Consider the following 21,387-nt stretch of genomic DNA (forward strand, 5'->3'; position numbering starts at 1 on the left):
CGAGAGGGGGCGTCACCGATGGCGCAGTGGGAGAGCGAGCTCGAGGAGCTCATGGCGCGGCGCGGCCGCGCGCTGGTCGGGTACGGGTACACCTTGTGCCGGGACCGGACGCAGGCCGAGGACCTGGTGCAGGACGCACTCGTGAAGGTGTTCTCGCGTCTGCGCCGCCCGCGCGGCATGGCGGACGACGGCGGGCAGGTCGTGGACCTGGACCAGCCCCGGCTGACGAACGCGGAGGCGTACGTGCGCCGGGCGATGCTGACCATCTACCTGGACGGCTACCGGCGGCAGACGAGCTGGACGGGCATCAAGCACCTCCTGGCCGACGAGGACCGCGCGCCCGCGGCGGAGCGTGTCGCGACGGCACGGGTCGACGTCGCGGTGGCGCTGGCCCAGCTCTCGCCACGGCAGCGCGAGTCGGTGGTGCTGCGGTTCTTCGAGGACATGACGGTGCCGCAGATCGCGCAGACCCTCGGCACGAGCCAGGGGACGATCAAGCGGCACCTGTCCAACGCGATGGAGGTGCTGCGCGGCTCGCTCGCGGAGATCACCGTGCCGGAGATGGACACGGCGCTGGACGAGCGGCTGGACGTGGTCTCGGGCCTGGTGCGCCGCCGGCGCGCGGTGAAGGTGGGCGCGCTGGGTGGTGCCTCGCTGGTACTGGCTGGCCTGCTGGCGATGGCGGCGCTGTGGGGGCCGTCGCGGCTCCTGTCCGAGCCGGTGGTTCCGGCCACCCAGAGCCCGGCACAGGCCGGCGGCTGGGCGCCGATGCAGTGGACCGACCAGGGCCCCCAGTACCGCTGCGGCATGGAGGTCACGGAGCTGACGTCCACCTCCGACACGGTGGAGCTGGAGCTGACCGGCGACCTGACGGTCGACGGGTACGGGCTCACCGCGCCGGTCCGCATCACCCGCACCGACGCCGAGGGTCCGGCGATGGACGGCGGTTACCCCATGCTGGTCTTCGCCCAGAACGGCCAGGTGGTCGACCTCGGGGCGGGCTGGCACGAGGGCGGATACCCGCTGCCCGGCGCCGGAGAGTCGCAGGACGACGTCGCCGAGGCCGCCGCGGCCACGGCGTGCGGCGACTGGACGGTGGGCATGATCTCGGAGACCTTCCTGGAGCCGCGCCCGGCCGGCACCTACGACGTCTACGCGGTCATGCCGTGGGCCGACGGCGACGGGACGAGCGGGATGGCCGTCAGCGAGCCCGTCACCCTGGAGGTGCCGGAGGTCGACGTACCTGCCGAGGAGCCGCTGACGGTCGACATCCGTGACGGTTACCAGCCCGAGTGGCTGGAGGGCACCCGCCTGGCGTGTGGCGCCCACGCGTCGGACATCCCGCAGGGCCCGCACGTGCCCGCGGAGCGCGGGAACCTGCGGCTCTCGGCGGACACCAGCGGCGGGTCCCTCACCCCCACCGAGGTGACGGCCACGTTCGAGGAGACCGCCGGCAAGGCCGTCGACACCACCCGCACGCCCGTCACCCTGGTCTGGCTCAGCGCGGGCCGGGTGGTCGGGGTGGGCCGGGACGTCTGGTCGGAGCCGGCGGAGGACCTCCGGGTCGACGCCGGGGGCGACACCTCCGTCGTCGTCCCCGTCGAGCCGGACGTCACCTGCCTCGCCGATCCCGACGCCGGGCTGCCGGACGGCGCCTACACCCTCTTCGCCTTCACGGAGCTCGACCCGGGGTCGGACGGCGAACCGCAGTACCTGGCCACGGAGGCGTTCGCCGACTACTACATCGGCGAGTGACCAACGAAACCTCCGGACGGCGCGTCATGTGGGTTGTGGAGACGATGACAGCACACACGCACCGGGGAGGTGGCCATGGCGGTATGGGAGAACGAGCTCGATGAGCTCATGAGGACGCGCGGCAGCGCGCTGGTCCGCTATGCGTACATGCTCTCCGGCGACCGCGCCCTCGCCGAGGACCTGGTCCAGGACGCACTGGTGAAGGTCTACTCGCGGCTCCGCCGCCCCGGCCGGGGCGGCGGGGTGGGCGTGGCGGTGGGCAGCCGGGCGCACGACCTCGACTCACCGTTCACCAACGTGGAGGGCTACGTGCGGCGGGCGGTCCTGACCATCTACCTGGACGGCTACCGCAAGCGGCAGCGCTGGTCCGGGATCAAGCACCTGATGGCGGACGACCCCAGCACCCGCGGCGCCGACCAGGCGGCGTCGGCCCGGGTCGACGTCATGACGGCGCTCGCGAAGCTCGGCGCCCGGGAGCGCGCCTGCGTGGTGCTGCGCTACTTCGAGGACATGACGGTGCCGCAGATCGCGGACGCCCTGGGCACGGCCCAGGGCACGGTGAAGCGGTACCTGTCCGACGCGACCAAGAACCTGCAGGAGATCCTGCGCCCCGACGACTTCCGACCTGCCGAAGGGAGGGCCGCCCGATGAGCCTCGACGACCTGAACGACCGTTCCGACCAGAACGACTTCCTGAGCGGCGCACTCCATGGCGCCGCCGACGCGATGCCCGGTGGGGAGGTGGACGACTTGCACGTCTCGTTCGGTGTGGTGCGCGACCGTGTACGACGCCGTCGTGCCGCGAAGGTCGGCAGCCTCGCCGGCGCCAGCCTGGTGGTGGCGGGCGTGCTCGCCTTCGGCGTCACGCAGACGCCGATGTGGGACAGCGCCGACCCGGTGCTGCCGGGGTCGCCCACCGAGATCGTGGCCCCGAACCGGTCCGCGGACCCGACCGGCGAGCCGTCCCCGTCGGGACCGCCCGCGACGAGCGTGATCCAGGACGGGTACCAGCCTTCCTGGATCCGTGACCTGGGCGCCGGACTGGAGTGCGGCATGCCGGTGGCGGACCTGGAGACGACGGCGGCCGGCTGGTCCGCCGAGTCGATCGGCGACATCTACTCCGTGACCTCGGAGCAGGGCGGCGAGCCCTCGACCACGTGGGGCATGGCGGCGACGGTCGCGGGGACCGACGGGTCGCTCGACGTCCCGCCGGTACTGGTCTGGAGCCAGGACGGTGTGGTGGTGGACCTGGGGACGAACGTCTTCGAGGCGCCGGTGCTCCGCGAGCCCCTGGTGGGTTCCGCCGGGGACGCGACCGAGGCCCAGGGCGGTGCGTTCACCACGTGCGCGCCTGTCGAGACCGAGACCGTCGACAACTTCGCGACCCCCCTGCCCGAGGGCGACTACGAGGTGCGGGTGGTCGCCTTCCCGCAGACCGCCTCGGGAGCGTTCGCGACGGCGGTGAGCGAGCCGGTCGACGTCCGGATCGATGCCGACGGCGCGCACAGCCCCACCGGCACGCGCGGCGGCGACGCGACCACCGAGCCGCCGGAGCAGGTGGGGGGCGAGCTGTCGCGGTTCGTGCTGGACCGCAGCACAAGCTGGGTCTCGGCGGAGCTGACGCAGTTCGGGTACATCACGACCGGCACCCCGGTGATCACCGCGGAGTGCGAGAGCGCCGACCCGGCGGACACGGTGTCGATCGAGGTGGCGCGGAACCCCGGCGAGCCGTTCGTGTCCTTCGCCGTCCCCTGTGACGGAGAGCGGTTCGTGTCTCAGGCCGTGGTGGGCGGCGGCGAGGAGGTCGTGGACCTCCGGCTGGCGAGCGTGCCCGACGGCGTCGCGCGGTTCTGGGCGACCCTCACCCCGAACACCGGCGACACCGGCGGCGAGGCCGCCGGCGACTGCTCCGCGGACGGTCTCGACCTGGCCTACGACCCGGCGAACTCGCCGAGCGAGGGGGCCGGGGCAAAGGCGGAGGCCATCGTGGACGCGGCGCTGGCCTGCGACTCCGACCAGCTCATGGGCCTGGCGAACCAGGACGGCACGGAGCTCATGTTCACGACCGAGACGGCGGAGCAGACGTTCGCCCTGCCCGACACGGACACGCAGCACTACGCGACGCTGGCCCGGCTCCTGACCGGCACGGTCGGCGCGGTCGCCGGCGAGAACGGGGGATACCCGACTGTCGTGTGGCCCCGGGTCTCGACCGAGGAGTTCCGCGACTCGGACGAGGCCTGGCAGGAGGTGGTGGACGCGGGCCTGCTCACGCAGGAGCAGGCCGACTCGCAGCGGGCCGACACCACCTTCGGGTACACCGGCATGGTGATCGGCATCGGCGAGGACGGCACCTGGCGGTACTACTCCGCCAGCGACTGACCCAGCCGTCGTCGGACCCTGACCAGGCCGGGCCGGAACGGCCGGAAGATCCCGGCCGAAAAAGTTCGGCCCACGTCCCAACGGTTCCTGCGCCCCGCTCGTATGTGGGTAAGAGCGGGGCGCAGGGCCCGCAGGATGAGGGGACGAGAACGTGACGGGGCAGACGACGTGACCGGGTCAGGGCAGGCCCTGCGATGAGTGCGCGCTGGGACGATGAGCTCACGGAGCTCGTGACCCGCAGGGGCCGCGCGCTCGTGGGGTACGGGTACGCGCTGACGGGTGACGTGCGCCGCGCGGAGGACCTGGTGCAGGATGCGCTGGTGCGCGTCTTCCGGCGGTTCCGCCGCCCCGAGGCCGCGGGCGCCGAGGGCTTCACGGAGTTCCCGCTGAACGACGGCGGGAGCCACGCGGGCATCGAGGCGTACGTGCGCCGGACGATGCTCAACCTCTACCTCGACGAGGCCCGGCGGTTCACGCTGTGGCGCAAGGCCCAGCCCAAGGTGGCCGTCGAGGACCGGGTGCGGGCGCCGGCGTCGGACATCACCGCCCGCGCCGACGTGACCGCCGCGCTGCGCGGCCTGAGCCCACGCCAGCGCGCCTGCGTAGTACTCCGCTTCTACGACGACCTCACCGTGCCCCAGATCGCCGCGACGCTCGGCATCGCGGAGGGCACCATCAAGAGACACCTGGCCGACGGGATCAGCGCGCTGCGCGGGGTCCTCGTGCCGGAGGGAGAGCTGCGATGAGCGGGCACGACGACCACGGCGCCGACGACCTGGGCATCGGCCGCGACGTGCTGCGGCAGACCATCGACGCGCTCGTCTCGGGCGCCACCCCCACCGACGTGCCGAGCGCGCCGGAGGAGAACCTCGGGCTGCTGCGGCGCAGGGTCCGGACCTGGCGGGTCGCCAAGGCGGGCGCGATGGGGCTGGGCACGGCCGCCGTCGTGGGTGCGCTCGCGTTCAGCGCCGCGCAGGCCTCGACCTTCACCCGGTCCGAGCCGCTGCCCGGACGTCCCACGATCGAGGCCACCGAGACGGGTCCGGTGCCGTCGGAGATCCCGACGACCCACCTCTCGCCGAGCCCGACGGCGTCGGTGAGCCCGTCGCCGTCACCGTCGGACACCCCGGATCCGGTGCCGTCGGGCGCCGCTGCCGTCGAACCGAGCGCGGACCCGAGCGCGTCCTCGGTCGCCACGAACGAGCCGGACCCGATCACCGCGACCTACGTCGACGGCTACGTGCCGCAGGGCTGGCTCAACAGCTTCGAGATCGAGGGGCTCGACGCGCACTGCGGCATGGCCGTCGAGGACCTCCTGAGCGCACCGGACGGGGGCTTCGACCTCGAGACGACGAGCGGTCCGGGCGCACGACAGGGCGAGGACGGCTGGCGGGCGGGCACCCGGCTCACCGGTGACGCCGCCGCGCTCAGCGGCTACCTGGACCCGATGCTGGTCTGGGTGCAGGACGGCGTGGTGGTCGACCTCCCGGCCAACACCGCCTCCAACCTGAGCTACTACGCGCCCGAGGAGGGCGCTGCGGAGGGGCCGTGGGACCTGGAGGCGCTGACGGGGCCCACCAACGCGTGCGCAGGCGAGATCGAGGGTTCGGAGGACGACTTCCCGGTGGTGTACACACACCTGCGCGAAGGCGGCACGTACGACGTCTACGCCGTCATGCCGGTGTTCGGTGAGGAGGACGTCTGGCTCCCTGTGGCCGAGCCGGTGCGCGTGACGCTGGAGGACGGTTCGGGCCGGGCGCGGTAGCTCGCGAGGATGGCGGCGCTGCGCCGGCGGCCCCAGCGCTCCAGGCGCTCAGGGCCGCCGGGCAGCCGGCCGAGCACGCGGTACCGCCACGTGTTGAGCGGCAGCAGGTAGGCGTGGGCCCATGGCGGGCGCAGCGGCAGGCCGAGCTCGCGCATGCTGCGTACCCCGAGGAACGCCGTGAGCATCGACAGCAGCCGCTCCCGCTCGAACCACGCCCGGGCCGGCTGCCACCACGCCGGCCCGCGGTAGGTCCGCTCGGCCTGCGCGGCCACCACGGCCCGGGCGAGGCGCGGCCCGGCGTCCGAGACCCCGGACTGGGCGAGCAGCACGTGGTGGTTGAGCCGGTGCCGCGCCCACTCGTCGTCGACCAGGAAGTCCGGGTGCACACCCATCAGGTGTCCCACCCACTTCCACAGGTGCATCAGCGCCCGGCTGTCCGACGGCGGGACGGGCACCCCCAGCGCCCGGCAGCCCAGGATCAGCGTGCCGTCGAACAGCCCGAGCGTCGCCGCCTGGTCGGCCTGGTTGATCGGCAGGCCCCAGCGGGCCGTGTCCCAGCGGTCCGTGCCCGAACCTTCAGCGCCGGACCGGTCCGCGAACGACGCGCCGACCAGGGCGTGCATGACCCGGACGTGCAGGGTGGCGCGCCACGCCGGGGCGTAGGGCAGCAGCGCGCCGGGCTCGGACAGCCCGACCGTCCACTCCTGCGTCTCGGCGAGTCGGCGCAACGTCCCGCCGGTCAGGGCGCCGGTGGCCACGAGCAGGTCGGTCGGGCCGCCGAACCGGTAGCCGCCCACGAGCGAGAGCTGGAGCAGCACGTCGGCCGCGTTCTGCCCGAGCCGCCGCTGCACCGTGGCGCCCTGCTCGACCAGGTCCCGGTCCACCCACGGGGGCACGGCGGTGACCTCGGCGAGGAACCGTCGCAGCGCGGGCGGCAGCGGGGCGACGCCCGCGCCGTCGGGCGCCGGCGTCCCGGCCGGGCCCGCGAGCGCCGCCCGGAGCTGCGTGTGCGTGACCCGCTCCGGGTCGCCGGCGGGGAGCCGCAGGGCCGCGGCGAGCGCCGCCCCGGCGTCGTCCTCCTCGTTGAAGGCGCGGCCGATCCGGTCGAGCAGGGCCTCGTCGACGCCGCGTACCCGCCCGAGCACGCGCAGCGGGCGGCCGATCCGTGCCCCGCGCGCCTCGGCGGCGCGGAACCGGCGCGGGTACGGCGCCGAGGCGGGCTCGACGTCGTCCACAGGGTTGTCCACAGGTTCGCCCATGTCCTCATCCTGACCCGGACGGCCCCGGCGGAACAGGACCCGGCCCACAGAATGGTTCCGCACGCGTCACAACCTCCTGGCGACCTGGTTCGTCGACATGGTCAGGACGGCAGGAAGGAGCCGGTGATGGGCTGGCACGAAGACCTGGAGCTGCTCGCCACTCGACGTGGCGGAGCGCTCGTGGGGTACGCCTACACGTTGTGCGGCGACGTGCGGCAGGCCGAGGACCTGGTGCAGGAGGCACTGGTCAGGTACTGCTCCCGTCTGGTGGGACGGGGCGGGCGGCGGGGCCGCGCGACGTCGGGCATGCGTGCGGTGCCCCTGGACGGGGACGACGGCGAGGGCCGGGGCTGGGCGGTGCAGCGTCCTGAGGCGTACGTGCGCCGGATGGTGCTGAACCTGTACCTGGACGGCTGGCGGCGGACCAAGCGGTGGGCGGACATCGCCCCGCGCGTCGCCGTGGACGACGTCCCGTTCCCCGACTCCGGGATCACGGCGCGGGCGGACGTCGTGCAGGCGCTGGCCCGGCTCGCGCCCCGGCAGCGCGCGGCCGTGGTGCTGCGCTACTTCGAGGACATGACGATCGCGCAGGTCGCGGACTCCATGGGCACGGTGCCGGGCACGGTCAAGCGCTACCTGCACGACGCCCTGCGCACGCTGCGCGACGTGCTCGAACCAGTGGACGCGACGACGGAAGGAAGCAAGCGATGAACCGGCACGACGACGCCAGGGACCAGGACCACGGCTGGGTGGACCCCGTGGGGACGGGCCTGCTGGCGCAGACCCTCGGTGCGATGGCGGACGGCGTGGACCCGGCGTCGCCCAGCGGTCCCGCGGCGGCGATACCGGCCATGAGCAAGCGGGTGCGCCTGCGTCGAGGCGCGAAGCTGGGCGGGCTGGGTGGGGGAGCGCTGGCGGTGGCGGCCGTGGTGGCGCTGGGCGCGACGCAGCTCGCGCCGCCGGACGACGCCGAGGTGCTGCCCGGATCCCCCACGTCCGCGCCGGCGTTCCAGGTCCGGGAGGGTTACCAGCCGCCGTGGCTGGACTGGAGCGACCTGACGTGCGGCATGCCGGTGGCCGACCTGGAGACCACGGCGCAGGGCTGGTCGGTGGCGGCGGCCGGTGACGTCTACACGGTGACCGAGGAACAGGGCGGCGAGCGCTCGCAGTACTGGGGTGCCGCGGCGCGGTTCGCGGAGGGGAAGGGCGCGCTCGACGTCAGGCCGGTCCTGGTGTGGAGCCAGGCCGGTGTGGTGGTCGACCTGGGCCGGGACGTCTTCGACCAGTGGGACGCGGACGAGGTGCTGCCGGAACCGCTCCTCGGCGCGGGTCCGGGTGCCGTGGCGGCCCTGGACGGCCCGACGACGTCGTGCGTTCCGTCGCCGTCCGACGGCGAGTCGCAGACACCGCTGCCCGAGGGCGACTACGAGGTGCGCGTGGTGGGTTTCCCGCGGATCGATGGTCGGTGGGCCACGACGGTCAGTGACCCGATCCAGATCCATCTGGGCGCCGACGGCGTGCACAGCCCGGGTGAGCCCCGTGCCGCCGAACCGGCGGTCGAGCTCCCCGGACCCGTCGAGGGCCAGATCTCACGCTTCGAGCTGGACCGCACCACCGACCTGGTCACCGCGGAGATGACCCAGCGCGACTACTCGTCGGACACTCCGATGCGGGTCATGGGCACGTGCGCCAGCTCCGACCCGGAGGACATGCTCCCGATCGAGCTGGTGCTGCCGTCGACCGGCGAGGTGATCGCGGCCACCCAGATCACCTGCGACGGGTTCGAGGCCGGGTCGGCCGTGGGCGCCCTGTCGGACTACCGCAGCGGGGAGACCATCGACATCCGGCTGCCCGAGGTGGCCGACGGCGTCTCCCGGCTCTGGGTGTCCCTGGAACCGGAGACTCCCGTCGGCGGGGACACGGGGCCGGAGTGTTCGGCGAGCGGGTTCGAGCCGGAGTACGGGACGGACTTCGAACTGACCCAGAGCACGTCGGCGACGGTCGGGAACATCACGGTGCTGGCACAGGTCTGCAACGTCGACGCCCTGGTCGCGCTGGCGAGGCAGCACGGTACGGAGGTGATGTCCGGTACGGAGGCGCCGGAGCAGACCTTCGCGCTGCCGGAGTCCGACCCGGGACGCTACCGGGAGCTTGCCGCGCTGGTGAGCTCCACCACCCCCGCCTTCCCGGACGACGGCGGGCCGGACGCGACGCTCGTCTGGCCGCGGGTCGTCACCGAGGAGTTCCGCAGCTCGGACGATGCGTGGGCCGAGCTGGTTGCCGCGGGCGTGCTCACCGAGGAGGAGAGCCAGAACCAGCGGGCGAGCGGCTACCGAGGCCCCCGGGTGGGCATCACCATGTCCGGCGACTGGCTGTTCTACACCACGGGCGGCTGACCACCTCAGGTGCTCGGGTCACCCGGATGACCCGAGCGCCTGGCACCTCGGCAGATAATGGGCCGGTGACCCCCGAGAACCCCGCCCCGTCCGCTGCCGTCCAGCCCGCGACTGTCCCGGAGGAGGCCCGCGCCCACGCGGCCGACCTGGGCGAGTTCATCGCGGCGTCGCCGTCGTCCTACCACGCGGCGGCCGAGGTGGCCCGGCGCGCGCAGGCGGCGGGCTTCACCCGCCTCGCCGAGGACGCCGCCTGGGACGTCACCCGGGGCGGGCGCTACGTGGTGGTCCGCGACGGCTCGGTCATCGTCTTCACCGTGCCCGGCGCCGCCGGCCCCACCACGCCGTTCACCATCGTGGGCGCCCACACCGACTCCACGGGCTTCAAGCTCAAGCCGAAGCCGACCACGCGCGGCGCCGGCGGCTGGTGGCAGGTGGGGGTCGAGGTGTACGGCGGCCCGCTGCTCAACTCCTGGCTCGACCGCGAGCTGGAGCTGGCCGGGCGGATCGTCACGCACGACGGCACCGAGCACCTGGTGCGCACCGGCCCGATGCTGCGCATCCCGCAGCTCGCGATCCACCTGGACCGGGGCGTCAACGACAACGGGCTCGCCCTCGACAAGCAGCGCCACACCCAGCCCGTCTGGGGCCTCGGCGACGCGCAGAGCGCGGACGTCCTGGCGGCGCTCGCGGCGGACGCCGGCGTCGACCCCGCGGACATCGGCGGCTACGACGTGGTGCTGGCGGAGACGCAGCCGGCCCGGGCCTTCGGCGCGGGGCAGGTCCTGTTCGCGTCCGCGCGGCTCGACAACCTGCTCTCCACGCACGCGGGGCTGACGGCGCTGCTCGGCCGGGCGGCGGCCGCCTCCGACGGCGCCGGCAGCGAGGGCGCCACGAGCGTCGAGATGTTCGCGGCCTTCGACCACGAGGAGATCGGCAGCGCCTCCCGCTCCGGCGCGGCGGGCCCGTTCCTGGAGGAGGTGCTGGTCCGCGTCTCCACGGCCCTGGGCGCCACGCCGGAGGAGCGCTCCCGCGCGTTCGCGGCGTCGCTGCACGTGTCGTCCGACGTCGGGCACGCGGTGCACCCGAACTACCCCGAGCGGCACGACCCGGCCAACCACCCCGTCGCCGGGGGCGGGCCGATCCTCAAGATCAACGCGAACCAGCGCTACGCCACGGACGCGCACGGCGCGGCAGCGTGGAACGCCGCATGCCGGGACGCGGGGGTGCCCACCCAGGAGTTCGTCTCCAGCAACGTGGTGCCGTGCGGGTCGACGATCGGACCCATCTCGGCGACCCGGCTGGGCATTCGCACTGTGGATGTCGGAGTGCCAATTTTGTCGATGCACTCGGCCCGTGAGCTCACCGCGGTGGTCGATCCGTGGTACCTCTCGCGCGCGATGAGGGCCGTCCTCGGGGGGTGAAAAGTCGAATCGTCCCGGAACGGGGCGAGAAGGACGGTTGATCGGGGCGACCTGCGCTTTTGCATGTTTCCGTTGGTTCTGTCCGGGTATACATTTGGCGCAATGCGGACAGGACTTGGACGTTTGTCCAAGAAAGAACCGGCCTGACCTGCGAAAACGTCCAGTCCTCGCACTTCATCGGTTTGGAAGAAAATACCTAGTACCGTCCAGATGCATGGACCTCGTGGGGGTGATACCACTGTGGTCATCCAGAGCCGTGAACTCGGCAAAAGAGAAATGCCGGACCATCAGGAGCCCCCTGTGCCTCGTGCAACCGTACGCACCTGCGCCCGATGCGGCTGTGTCCTCAGCCGCTACAACTCCGAAGCCCGTTGTGCCGCGTGCCGGCGCACCGAGTCAGTCCCCGTGGTGTCGCTGCCCAGCGTGCCGTCCCGGGTCTGGCAGGACGAAGCAGTCCGTTCGGCGCTCGCCGACTGGGACTTCGGTCAGGTCAGCCGCATGGTGCGGCAGCTCGTCCCGCTGCGGCAGGAGGACGTGGCAGCCCTGACCGGGCTGAGCCAGTCCTACCTGTCGATGCTGGAGTGCGGTGACCGCCGCCTGACCGACGTCTCGCGCGTCGTCCAGTTCCTCACGGGACTGGGCACGCCGCCGGACCTGGTGCGGCTCCCGCTCCCGGGGATCAGCCCGCTGCCCGACGCCGCCGAGCCCGCACGGGCGACGACGTCCGGCCAGGTCAGCAGCGCCCCGGTGGTCGTGACCCCCACGGCGCCGGACCCCGCGCTGCCGTGGACGGCCGACCGCATGCTCACCGCGCTCCGCCTGGCGCACGTCGCCGACAGCACGGCGGACTGGCTGCCCTCGGACGCGAACGGCCCCGTGTCGGCGAACGCGATGAGCGACGCGGCCGGCACCGACACACCGCGGCCGGCATCGGGCATCGCGCTGAACTCGATGATCCAGCGCTGGGACGCCGAGCAGGCCGAGCCGCTTCGCCGGGCCACGGTCGGCACCCGGGTGTCGCTGGAGCTCTGCGGGCACCTGCAGGGCACGCTCGACGAGCTGCGGGTCATGGACAAGGGCTCGGGCAGCGGCGCAGTCGCCGACCTCGCCCGCGCCCACCTCGCCCTCGTCGTCCGGATCCTGGAGCGCAGCACGTACGACGAGGTCACGGGCCGGCTGCTCGCCGCCGTCGCCGCGGACACCGCCACGCAGGCGGGCTGGTTCGCGTTCGACGCCGGGCGCACGGACTCGGCACGCGCCTACATGCTCGCCGGCCTGCGGGCCGCGCACGCGGCCGCCGACGACCGGCTCGGCGCGGGCGCACTGTCCTACCTCGCGATCCACGGCTACTCCAGCGGCGACCCGCGGGACGCGGTGCGTGCGGCCGAGGCCGGCCGGCGTCGGATCGCCCGCCTGGACGCGCCGCACCTCTCCGCGACCCTCCTGACCCGGCAGGCCCGCGGGCACGCGGCCGCGGGCGAGGGCGAGGCCGCGCGCCGGGCCCTCGGCGAGGCCTCCGAGCTGTGCGCCCGGGGCCGCGGCGAGGACGACCCGCACTGGCTGTACTGGATGAACGAGGGCGAGATCCACGGGCAGGCCGGATCGGCCCACCTGGCGCTCGGCAACACGGCGCGCGCCGTGGAGAGCTTCGGGCACGCGATCCGGGCCGAGCGGGCGGGCGAGCGCCGCACGCACGGTCTGTTCCTCAGCCGGGCGGCCCAGGCGCACGCCCGGGCCGGAGACCTCGACGCGGCCTGCGCCACGGGCGAGGAGGCGGTGAGCATCGCGGAGACCGTGCAGTCGGCGCGGCTGCGGGAGCACCTGCGGGACCTGTCCGCCGACCTGCGGCGCGGCGGTTCCACGAGGCGCTCCGGCATGGGGGCGCGGGTGCTGACCGAGCGGATCGCGGCACTGGCGTCGTGACCGCCCCGCCCACCTCCGGTGGCGACGTCCGGACCGGCGATGCCAGGGCCCTGGTGCTCTGGGACATCGATCGGACCCTCGTCTACGTCGGGGAGGTGGACCGGACGGCATACCGGGAGGCGTTCGCCGAGGTCGTGGGACGACCCGCCGAACGCCTCCCGGCCAAAGGCACCGGCGTGACGATGCCGCTGGCCATCCGTGGCCTGCTGGCGGACAACGGGGTGCCCGAGCACGAGGCCGAGCGCCTGCTGCCGCGCATGCTCGCGGCGGTCCCGGTGCGCTTCGCGGCCCACACCGACGACGTGCGCCGCCTCGGGACCGTGCTGCCCGGGGCGATGGGTGCCCTCAAGGCGGTAGCGGCCGAGCCCGACCTGGTGGCCACGGTCCTGACGGGCAACCTCGAGGAGAACGCCCGGATCAAGCTCGGCGTCTTCGGCATGGACCAGTACCTCGACACCGCGGTGGGCGGCTACTCGTCCGACGACGCGCACCGCCCGGCGCTCGTCGCGGTCGCCCAGCGGCGCGCCGGCGACCGGTACGAGAGCACGTTCCACAAGGGCAACACCGTGATCGTCGGGGACTCCCTCGAGGACGTGCGCACCGGGCTCGAGGGCGGCGCGTCCGTCGTGGCCGTGGCCTCGGGCACGACGCCGGCGGACCGGCTCGCCGAGGCGGGGGCCGACGTGGTGCTCCCCGACCTGACCGACCCGGGCCGGCTGATCCAGCAGATCCGCGTGCTCACCGACACCGCGGGACCCGTGTAGGGGCAGTCCGATCCAGGTGCGGCGACCTTGATGTTCCGACATAGTGACTGTCGTCACATGTGGGTAGACTCTGGTCTCTTCCCGCCATCGACGTTGCTGGTGGGTCGCATCGGCCTTGCACGGGTCAAGCCCGTGCCGGGCATTTCATATCTGGGGGAACAGCCCCGGAGCTCGTCGAGGAGGACGGATGCTCGAAGACGGCATTGTTTTCGGCGCAGGGAGCTACACCACGGTGGCGGTGATCGCCGTCATCGCGGTCGCTGCCCTCGGGTGCGCCTTCGTGCTGCGCCGCCAGGTGCTCGCCGCGCCTGATGGAACCGCCAAGATGCAGGACATCGGCCAGGCCGTGCAGGAGGGCGCCTCCGCTTATCTCAAGCGGCAGTTCCGCACCCTCGTGCTGTTCGCCGCGGTGGTGTTCGCTCTGCTCTTCCTGCTGCCGGGCGACGGCGGCGTGCGGGTCGGACGCTCGATCGCCTTCCTGTTCGGCGCCGGGTTCTCCGCCGCGATCGGCTACCTGGGCATGTGGCTCGCGGTCCGGGCGAACGTCCGCGTCGCGTCGGCCGCGACCCGCCCGGGCGGCCGGGCCGAGGGCGCCCGCATCGCCTTCCGCACCGGCGGCGTGGTCGGCATGTCCGTGGTGGGCCTGGGCCTGCTCGGTGCCGCGCTCGTCGTGCTCGTGTACGACGTCGACGCGCCCGCCGTGCTGGAGGGCTTCGGCTTCGGCGCCGCGCTGCTCGCCATGTTCATGCGCGTGGGCGGCGGCATCTTCACCAAGGCGGCCGACGTCGGCGCCGACCTGGTCGGCAAGGTCGAGCAGGGCATCCCCGAGGACGACCCCCGCAACGCGGCCACCATCGCGGACAACGTGGGCGACAACGTCGGTGACTGCGCCGGCATGGCGGCCGACCTCTTCGAGTCCTACGCCGTGACCCTCGTCGCCGCCCTGATCCTGGGCAAGGCCGCCATGGGCGAGCAGGGGCTCGTGTTCCCGCTGATCGTCACCGCGATCGGCGCGTTCGTCGCGCTGCTGGGCGTCTTCATCACCCGGGTGCGCGGGTCCGAGAGCGGGCTCACCGCGATCAACCGCGGCTTCTACATCTCGGCCGTCGTCGGGGCCGTGCTGGCCGGGATCGCGGCCTTCGTCTACCTGCCGTCCTCGTTCGACCAGATGACCGGCACCGCCGACCTCACCGACGTGACCGCCGACCCGCGGGTCGTGTCCGCCCTCGCCGTGCTCGTCGGCGTGGTGCTCGCCGGCGTCATCCTCTGGGTCACGGGCTACTTCACCGGCACCGACAAGAAGCCGACCCTGCACGTGGCCGAGACGTCCCGCACGGGCGCCGCGACCGTCGTCCTGTCCGGCATCGGCGTGGGCTTCGAGTCCGCCGTGTACACGGCCGGCATCATCGCCGCCGCGATCTGCGGCGTGTTCCTGCTGGCCGGCGGCTCCGTGCCGCTCGCGCTGTTCCTCGTGGCCCTCGCCGGCTGCGGCCTGCTCACCACGGTCGGCGTCATCGTCGCCATGGACACGTTCGGCCCCGTCAGCGACAACGCGCAGGGCATCGCCGAGATGTCGGGCGACGTGGACGAGGAGGGCGCGCAGATCCTCACCGACCTCGACGCCGTGGGCAACACCACCAAGGCCATCACCAAGGGCATCGCGATCGCCACGGCAGTGCTCGCCGCCACGGCGCTCTTCGGCTCGTACGCCGACGCCGTGTCGCACGCGCTCGCCCAGGTCGGGAACGTCGGCTCGGGCCTCGTGACCTCGATGCTCAGCTACGAGATCATCTCGCCCGTCACCCTCGTGGGCGTGATCCTCGGCGGGGCCACGGTGTTCCTGTTCTCCGGGCTCGCGATCGACGCCGTCACCCGCGCCGCGGGCGCCATCGTGTTCGAGGTGCGCCGCCAGTTCCGCGAGCACCCGGGCATCATGACGTTCGACGAGCGTCCCGAGTACGGCAAGGTCGTGGACATCTGCACCCGGGACTCGCTGCGCGAGCTCGTCACCCCGGGCCTGCTGGCCGCGTTCGCGCCCATCGCGGTGGGCTTCGGGCTCGGCGTCGGGCCGCTGGCCGGGTTCCTGGCCGGGGCCATCGGCACGGGCGTGCTCATGGCCATCTTCCTGGCCAACTCGGGCGGAGCCTGGGACAACGCGAAGAAGATCGTCGAGGACGGCAAGTACGGCGGCAAGGGGTCCGAGGCGCACGCGGCCACCGTCATCGGTGACACCGTGGGCGACCCGTTCAAGGACACCGCCGGCCCGGCCATCAACCCGCTGATCAAGGTGATGAACCTGGTCGCTCTGCTCATCGCCCCGGCGGTGGTGGCGATCAGCGTCCCGGACGACGCCAACCATGCGCTCCGCATCGGCATCGCGCTGGTGGCGGCGGCGGTGGCGTTCGGCGCCGTGATCTGGTCCCGCGTGCGGGCGTCCCGCGTCGACGCGGCCCAGCAGGCGGAGCAGGACCGGGCGGCCGCCGCGGTCTGACGCCGAGGTAGCACAGCGAGGTAGCACCGCAGCGAGGTGGAACCCTGGCGAGACTGCCAGGGTTCCACCTCGCTGCGGTTCTGCCTCGGCAGGGCTCGGACGGGCCTACTGGCCCACGCGGCCGTCCACGCACTCGCGGAGCAGGTCGGCGTGGCCCACGTGCCGGGCGTACTCCTCGATCATGTGCACCAGCACGTCCCGGATCGGGATCTGCTCGCCGTGGTGCGCGACGGTCTCGCCCAGCCCGTCCTCGGACAGGGTCTCCATCCAGGCGTCGGCGTCCCGGACCTCGCGCCGCCAGCTCTCCCACGCGTCCTCGACGACGGCGGGGTCGGCCACGGAGCCGTCGAAGTCCGCGTCGGGGTTCTCCGGCGACTTGCCGAACAGCTTGGGCAGGTCCGGCTGCGCCCGCAGCACCCGCTGGAACCAGGTCTGCTCCACGTGCGCCAGGTGCCGCACCAGCCCCAGCAGCGACATGGTCGACGGCGGCACCGACCGGCGGGCGAGCTGCTCGGCGTCGAGCCCGTCGCACTTCATCTCCAGCGTGATCCGGTAGTGCTTGAGGTAGTTCCAGAGGGTCTCCTTCTCGCCGACCGGGTTGGCCAGCGCCTCGCGCGGGTCGTCGTCGGGGTCCGCCCACATGTCGGGGTAGACGGTCGCCGAGGTCCATCGCTCTGTCGTCATGGAACCAGTGCACCCTCCGGTCCCGGGACGGTCAACGAGATACCCGGCCAGGGTTCGCTCCCACTTCGCCCGCGTCATGGTCCAGACTGGGCCGGGTTGTCGCTGGGAGGCACCGTTGCTCGTTCGTACTCGCCTGCTCGCCGCGCTGACCGGCGCGACGCTCGCCGTCGGCGCCCTTGGCGCGCCCGCCGTGGCACGGACCGGCCCGGCGGACGGCCCCACGGACCCCGGCGCCTTTGTCGCCTCCTACGTACCGCCCGAGCCGGTGCCGAGCGCCCGGGCCGGGTTGCGCCTGCCGACGTCGTACCCGTACCAGCCTGACCTGCGGGTCTACCCGGCGAACGCGCGTGACGCCACGGAGCGCAACGGCACGGTCAGCCACGCGGACCTGGCCCCGCGCCTGACGCGGCTGATGGACCGGAGCGACCGGGTCTCGACGCAGGTGGTGGGGCAGTCGACCGAGGGCCGCGACCTCTACCTGGTCACCGTGACGGCGCCGGAGCGGCGGTCGGAGACCGCGCGGCAGGCCGCCTGGCGCACGGAGATCCGGGAGCGGCCGGACCGCGCCGCGCGCGACACCGCCCTGCGCGCGGGCTACAAGACCCCGATCTGGATGAGCGCGAACATCCACGGCGACGAGTGGGAGGGCACGGACGCCGCGCTGCGCGTCATCGAGCGACTGGCGACGGCGGACGACCGCGCGACGCGGGAGACCCTGGCGCACCACCGGCTCGTGTTCAGCCTGACGCTCAACCCGGACGGGCGCACCCACGCGACCCGCGAGACGTCCCTGGGCCTGGACGCGAACCGCGACATGATCACGCTCGCCACCCCGGAGGCACGCTCGTACGCCCGCACCGTGCAGGCGGTGCAGCCGCTCTTCGCGGCGGACTTCCACGGCTACACCGACGTGCTCCAGGTCGAGCCGGCAGGCCCGCCGCACGGCGCGAGCTACGAGTACGACCTGCTCGTGCCGCACGCCTACGCGATCGCGCGCCAGGTGGAGGACGACGTCGTCGCGGCCGACATCGACGGCAACACCTCCTACGACCCCGGCACGGGCGACGCGGTCGAGGAGGACACGGGGTTCGTCAAGATCCCGTACCGGGACACGCCGTCGGGCTGGGACGACTACCCGCCGGTCTTCACCGCGCAGTACGCGTCGCTGCAGGGCGCGGTGACCAGCACGGTCGAGCTGCCGCTGGGCCGCACGGGCCCCACCACGACGCGGGCCGACTCGGCGGTGGACACCGAGGTAGCCGTCACGACGATGACGTCGATGATCGACTACGTCCGGACCCACTCGGACGCCATGCTCGCGAACCAGGTCGAGATGTTCCGCCGCGGGGTGGCGGGTGCGCCGAAGGTCGCGCTGACCACCCGGAACATCGCCGGTGTACCCGGCCCGGACGAGTGGAAGCGGCTCTGGGACCGGGCGGACGACCAGGAGACGGTGCGCCTGCCGCGCGCGTACGTGATCCCGGTGGGCCCTGGCCAGCGGTCGGCGAGCGACGCCGAGGACCTCGTGGACACGCTGCTGTTCCACGGCATCGAGGTGGGGCGGCTGGCCGCCCCCGCGCACCTCCCGGGCACGGGCACCACCTATCCCGCCGGCTCGTACGTGGTGGACCTGCACCAGCCGCTGCGCGGCCTGGCGAGCTCGCTGCTCGGCCCGGGCTCGGACATCTCCGCCACGGTGCCCGCCATGTACGACATCTCGGCGTGGTCGCTGGCGGCCCTCTGGGGCGCGACGGTGGACCGGGTGGGCGCGACCACCGACGGCCCGGTGGGGCGGACCGTTCCCGTCCTCGCGGGGCGCGGGCGCGGCAGCGTCCCGGACGGGCAGCCCTACGTCGGCTTCGACCTGGCCGGCGTCGCGGACCAGCGGGCCCTGAACGACCTGCTGGACCAGGGCGTCGCGGTGCGGCTCACGGTGGACGGGCGCGCCGTCGTCGGGCCGCGCGGGCACGGGGCGGCCCATCACGTGGCCGACCGGTACGGCATAGACTTCGCGGCGGCGTCGCGCGCCGACTGGGCGGCCGGGGAACCGGCCGAGGACCTGACGGTCGCCTACGTGGGCGACCAGGACGACCGGCTGTCGCTCATGGCGCTCGGGTTCGACGACCTGGTCGCGGTCTCGGCGCGAGGGATCGGCACGAGCGCGGCGGCGGGCCGCCCGACCGGCCTCGAGGGCGCCGACGTCCTGTGGGTGGGCTCATCCTTGGACCTGCCCGCGGGCTCGGCCGGCCACGCGTACGTCCGGTCCTGGTTGCGCGACGGCGGCGCGATCGTCGGGCGCGGGGCCGGCGCGTTCGCGGCCGCGGAGTCGTACGGGCTGGTCAGCGGCACCGCGGTGACGGGCGACGCGGACGGCAACGGCATCATCGAGACCGACACCGCGGGTGACGTGCTGGACGACCACCCGCAGGAGCAGGGGTTCGTCTACCCGGCCGTGTGGTTCACGGACCTCGGTCCCGGCACCACGGCGGAGCTGACCTACGGCAGCTTTCTCGCCGGCCACTGGACGCCCTCGGAGGACGGCGACGGGCCGGAGGCGGCCGATGGGCAGATTGCTGCCGTATCCGGCAAAATAGGACACGCGCGGGCGTTCGTGTTCGGCACCTCGGTCTTCTTCCGCACCCATCCCCGGGGCGGCCTGAGCCAGGCGGGGACGGCGATCCACTGGGCCGCGTCGTGACCACCGCGGACGTCTGATCCGTGCGGTCCGCGGCGCGTCCGGGATCACCAGGGGTATGTGGAAAACCGGGTGCTGCCGCTATCGTCTGCCGTGTTGTGCTCCCGAACGCCCCGTGGTCCGCGGGCGTGGACGGGAGCCCCGACGCAGGGGGCCCCGACGTGGGACCCGGAGCAGGAGAAGGTCCCGTGAGTGCCGACATCGACCCGACCGAGGCCATTCCTCAGGTCACGGCCGAACTGATCGCGAAGGCGGCAGCCCGGCAGGCCCCGCCGCCCGAGCGCGAGGCGACGAGCGCCCCGGCGGGCACGGTGCGCACCGCGCCGGAACGCAGCGCTGCCAGGAAGGCGCCGGACGCCAGGCAGGAGCAGCCGGTCACCGAGCAGCCCGCCGCGCCGGACGCCGTCCTGTCCAAGCGCCCGGGTTCGCCGTTCGTCCCGTCGGAGCCGTACGGCGACCGGCACACGTCGGCCGGCCACATCGCCGCGGGGCACCTGTCGTCGCTCGTGCAGATCCCCACCGTCTCGGTGTGGGACCCGCAGTACCTGGACCACGAGTCGTTCGCGCGGCACCGGGCCGCGCTGGCCACGTTCTACCCCCGCGTGCACGCCCTGCAGAGCGAGCCGGCGGGCGACCACGGCCTGCTCTACCGCTGGCCCGGCAAGGGCCGGCAGGACGTGCTGCACCCCTACCCGGTGGTGCTCATGGCGCATCAGGACGTGGCACCGGTCCGGGCCGTCGACTGGTCCGGGAACCCGTTCTCGGGCGAGATCCGCGACGGCGTGGTGCACGGCCGCGGCACGCTCGACGACAAGGGCGGGCTGGTCGCGGTGCTCGACGCCGTCGAGACGCTGCTCACCGAGGGCTTCGTGCCCGAGCGCGACATCTGGCTGTTCTTCGGCGCGGACGAGGAGACGGTCGGCGAGTCCGCCCAGATCGCCGTCCGCCGCCTGTACGAGCTCGGCGTGCGGCCGTGGCTCGTGATCGACGAGGGCGGGTCCGTCGCGACCGACGTGCTGCCCGGCGTCGACCGGCAGACGGCCCTGGTGGGCGTCGCGGAGAAGGGCCTGGTCGGGATCAACCTCTACACCACCGACGTCGGCGGCCACGCGGCCACGCCCGGGCGGTGGACCGCGACCACGCGGCTCGCCCGTGCCGTGACGCGCGTGGGCCGGCACCGGTTCGCGGCGCGGGTCGACGCGCCGACCGTGGAGATGCTGGGCAAGGTGGCCCCGGGTGCCTCCGGTCTCAAGGGCGCCACGCTCCGGCTCGCGGCCAGGACCGCGGCCGGGCCGCTGCGCAAGCTGGCTGCCTGGGTGCTGGCCGGAGGCGGCCCCGAGGCCGTCGCGACGGTCCGCACCACGGTGGCGGTCACCGAGCTCGAGGGCAGCCCCGGCGCGAGCACCGCCGCCACGACGGCCCGGGCCCGCCTCGACGTCCGGGTGGCGCTCGGCGACACCGTGGACCGGACGGTCGCGCGGCTGCGCCGTGTCATCCGGGACAAGCGGGTCGAGATCGAGGTCGTGGAGAGCAGCGAGCCCAGCGAGGTCTCGCCCACTGACAGCCAGCAGTTCGCGCTCCTGAGCGAGTCGATCGGGGCCGCGTACCCGGACGCCGTCGTGGCGCCCTACGTGACGGTCGCCGCCACCGACGCGCGCCGGTTCACGCCGATCAGCGACCACGTCTTCCGGTTCAGCCCGTTCGTCATGACGCGTGAGCAGCGGCAGTCGACGCACGGCACCGGGGAGCACCTGACGGTTGATTCCCTGAGCCGCGGAGTGCATTTCTATCGTGAGGTGCTGCGCAAGATCCCGGCCTGACCTGGGCATTCAACAAATCACCGAAATTGGACTAAG

Annotated in this window: 15 protein-coding genes; 13 read left to right on the forward strand and 2 right to left on the reverse strand. The window is 73.4% G+C overall.

Features of this window, described 5'->3' with window-relative positions:
• Positions 1 to 18: 18 nt before the first annotated feature.
• The 5 genes from AB0I29_RS24085 to AB0I29_RS24105 all read left to right on the forward strand — a co-directional run bounded on the left by AB0I29_RS24085 (position 19) and on the right by AB0I29_RS24105 (position 5,898).
• Positions 19 to 1,755, forward strand: a complete 1,737-nt coding sequence (locus AB0I29_RS24085) for a sigma-70 family RNA polymerase sigma factor (RefSeq protein WP_357486462.1) — start codon at positions 19 to 21, stop codon at positions 1,753 to 1,755.
• Between the two features lie 75 nt (positions 1,756 to 1,830).
• A complete protein-coding gene (locus AB0I29_RS24090; RefSeq protein WP_285107644.1) occupies positions 1,831 to 2,406 on the forward strand; it encodes a sigma-70 family RNA polymerase sigma factor in 576 nt (191 codons plus the stop codon).
• On the forward strand, positions 2,403 to 4,133 hold the full coding sequence (locus AB0I29_RS24095) for a hypothetical protein (protein WP_357486464.1): 1,731 nt from the start codon (positions 2,403 to 2,405) through the stop codon (positions 4,131 to 4,133). Before AB0I29_RS24090 ends, AB0I29_RS24095 begins: the two co-directional genes overlap by 4 nt.
• Before the next feature lie 194 nt (positions 4,134 to 4,327).
• A complete protein-coding gene (locus tag AB0I29_RS24100) occupies positions 4,328 to 4,879 on the forward strand; it encodes a sigma-70 family RNA polymerase sigma factor (protein WP_357486466.1) in 552 nt (183 codons plus the stop codon).
• The gene (locus AB0I29_RS24105) at positions 4,876 to 5,898 is read left to right on the forward strand and encodes a hypothetical protein (protein ID WP_357486468.1); all 1,023 of its coding nucleotides are present in this window, start codon (positions 4,876 to 4,878) and stop codon (positions 5,896 to 5,898) included. Before AB0I29_RS24100 ends, AB0I29_RS24105 begins: the two co-directional genes overlap by 4 nt.
• Here AB0I29_RS24105 and AB0I29_RS24110 read toward each other — a convergent pair.
• A complete protein-coding gene (locus AB0I29_RS24110; RefSeq protein ID WP_357486470.1) occupies positions 5,799 to 7,157 on the reverse strand; it encodes an oxygenase MpaB family protein in 1,359 nt (452 codons plus the stop codon). The two genes, AB0I29_RS24105 and AB0I29_RS24110, sit on opposite strands and share 100 nt — an antisense overlap.
• A gap of 126 nt (positions 7,158 to 7,283) precedes the next feature.
• Here AB0I29_RS24110 and AB0I29_RS24115 point away from each other — a divergent pair, with 126 nt between their 5' ends.
• From AB0I29_RS24115 to AB0I29_RS24140, 6 genes are all read left to right on the forward strand, one after another.
• A complete protein-coding gene (locus AB0I29_RS24115) occupies positions 7,284 to 7,868 on the forward strand; it encodes a sigma-70 family RNA polymerase sigma factor (RefSeq protein WP_285107652.1) in 585 nt (194 codons plus the stop codon).
• Positions 7,865 to 9,553 carry a hypothetical protein gene (locus AB0I29_RS24120; RefSeq protein WP_357486473.1) on the forward strand — a complete coding sequence of 563 codons (1,689 nt, stop codon included), beginning with the start codon at positions 7,865 to 7,867 and terminating at the stop codon, positions 9,551 to 9,553. The genes AB0I29_RS24115 and AB0I29_RS24120 overlap by 4 nt, the downstream gene beginning before the upstream one ends.
• A gap of 26 nt (positions 9,554 to 9,579) precedes the next feature.
• Positions 9,580 to 10,974 carry a M18 family aminopeptidase gene (locus tag AB0I29_RS24125; protein ID WP_357486475.1) on the forward strand — a complete coding sequence of 465 codons (1,395 nt, stop codon included), beginning with the start codon at positions 9,580 to 9,582 and terminating at the stop codon, positions 10,972 to 10,974.
• Between the two features lie 408 nt (positions 10,975 to 11,382).
• Positions 11,383 to 12,897, forward strand: a complete 1,515-nt coding sequence (locus tag AB0I29_RS24130) for a helix-turn-helix transcriptional regulator (protein ID WP_285107656.1) — start codon at positions 11,383 to 11,385, stop codon at positions 12,895 to 12,897.
• A complete protein-coding gene (locus tag AB0I29_RS24135; protein ID WP_357486477.1) occupies positions 12,894 to 13,661 on the forward strand; it encodes a haloacid dehalogenase-like hydrolase in 768 nt (255 codons plus the stop codon). Before AB0I29_RS24130 ends, AB0I29_RS24135 begins: the two co-directional genes overlap by 4 nt.
• Before the next feature lie 187 nt (positions 13,662 to 13,848).
• Positions 13,849 to 16,152, forward strand: coding sequence for a sodium-translocating pyrophosphatase (locus AB0I29_RS24140; RefSeq protein ID WP_357486479.1), 2,304 nt, complete (start codon positions 13,849 to 13,851; stop codon positions 16,150 to 16,152).
• Positions 16,153 to 16,257: 105 nt separating this feature from the next.
• Here AB0I29_RS24140 and AB0I29_RS24145 read toward each other — a convergent pair whose 3' ends face one another.
• Positions 16,258 to 16,836, reverse strand: a complete 579-nt coding sequence (locus AB0I29_RS24145) for a DinB family protein (protein ID WP_285107661.1) — start codon at positions 16,834 to 16,836, stop codon at positions 16,258 to 16,260.
• A gap of 115 nt (positions 16,837 to 16,951) precedes the next feature.
• On the opposite strand from AB0I29_RS24145, the gene AB0I29_RS24150 reads away from it, so the two are divergent.
• Both AB0I29_RS24150 and AB0I29_RS24155 read left to right on the forward strand, forming a co-directional pair.
• Positions 16,952 to 19,534 carry a M14 family zinc carboxypeptidase gene (locus AB0I29_RS24150; protein ID WP_357486481.1) on the forward strand — a complete coding sequence of 861 codons (2,583 nt, stop codon included), beginning with the start codon at positions 16,952 to 16,954 and terminating at the stop codon, positions 19,532 to 19,534.
• Positions 19,535 to 19,719: 185 nt separating this feature from the next.
• Complete coding sequence (locus AB0I29_RS24155; protein WP_357486483.1) at positions 19,720 to 21,351, forward strand: M20/M25/M40 family metallo-hydrolase; 1,632 nt, start codon at positions 19,720 to 19,722, stop codon at positions 21,349 to 21,351.
• Positions 21,352 to 21,387 lie beyond the last annotated feature (36 nt).

The sequence above is a fragment of the Promicromonospora sp. NPDC050262 genome (assembly GCF_040655935.1).
Classification (GTDB): Bacteria; Actinomycetota; Actinomycetes; order Actinomycetales; family Cellulomonadaceae; genus Promicromonospora.

Coding starts and splice junctions, on each gene's coding strand:
- AB0I29_RS24110 (WP_357486470.1), bottom strand. CDS start 7,157: ATGGGCGAACCTGTGGACAACCCTGTGGACGACGTCGAGCCCGCCTCG.
- AB0I29_RS24085 (WP_357486462.1), top strand. CDS start 19: ATGGCGCAGTGGGAGAGCGAGCTCGAGGAGCTCATGGCGCGGCGCGGC.
- AB0I29_RS24090 (WP_285107644.1), top strand. CDS start 1,831: ATGGCGGTATGGGAGAACGAGCTCGATGAGCTCATGAGGACGCGCGGC.
- AB0I29_RS24100 (WP_357486466.1), top strand. CDS start 4,328: ATGAGTGCGCGCTGGGACGATGAGCTCACGGAGCTCGTGACCCGCAGG.
- AB0I29_RS24115 (WP_285107652.1), top strand. CDS start 7,284: ATGGGCTGGCACGAAGACCTGGAGCTGCTCGCCACTCGACGTGGCGGA.
- AB0I29_RS24105 (WP_357486468.1), top strand. CDS start 4,876: ATGAGCGGGCACGACGACCACGGCGCCGACGACCTGGGCATCGGCCGC.
- AB0I29_RS24120 (WP_357486473.1), top strand. CDS start 7,865: ATGAACCGGCACGACGACGCCAGGGACCAGGACCACGGCTGGGTGGAC.
- AB0I29_RS24140 (WP_357486479.1), top strand. CDS start 13,849: ATGCTCGAAGACGGCATTGTTTTCGGCGCAGGGAGCTACACCACGGTG.
- AB0I29_RS24125 (WP_357486475.1), top strand. CDS start 9,580: ATGACCCGAGCGCCTGGCACCTCGGCAGATAATGGGCCGGTGACCCCC.
- AB0I29_RS24145 (WP_285107661.1), bottom strand. CDS start 16,836: ATGACGACAGAGCGATGGACCTCGGCGACCGTCTACCCCGACATGTGG.
- AB0I29_RS24095 (WP_357486464.1), top strand. CDS start 2,403: ATGAGCCTCGACGACCTGAACGACCGTTCCGACCAGAACGACTTCCTG.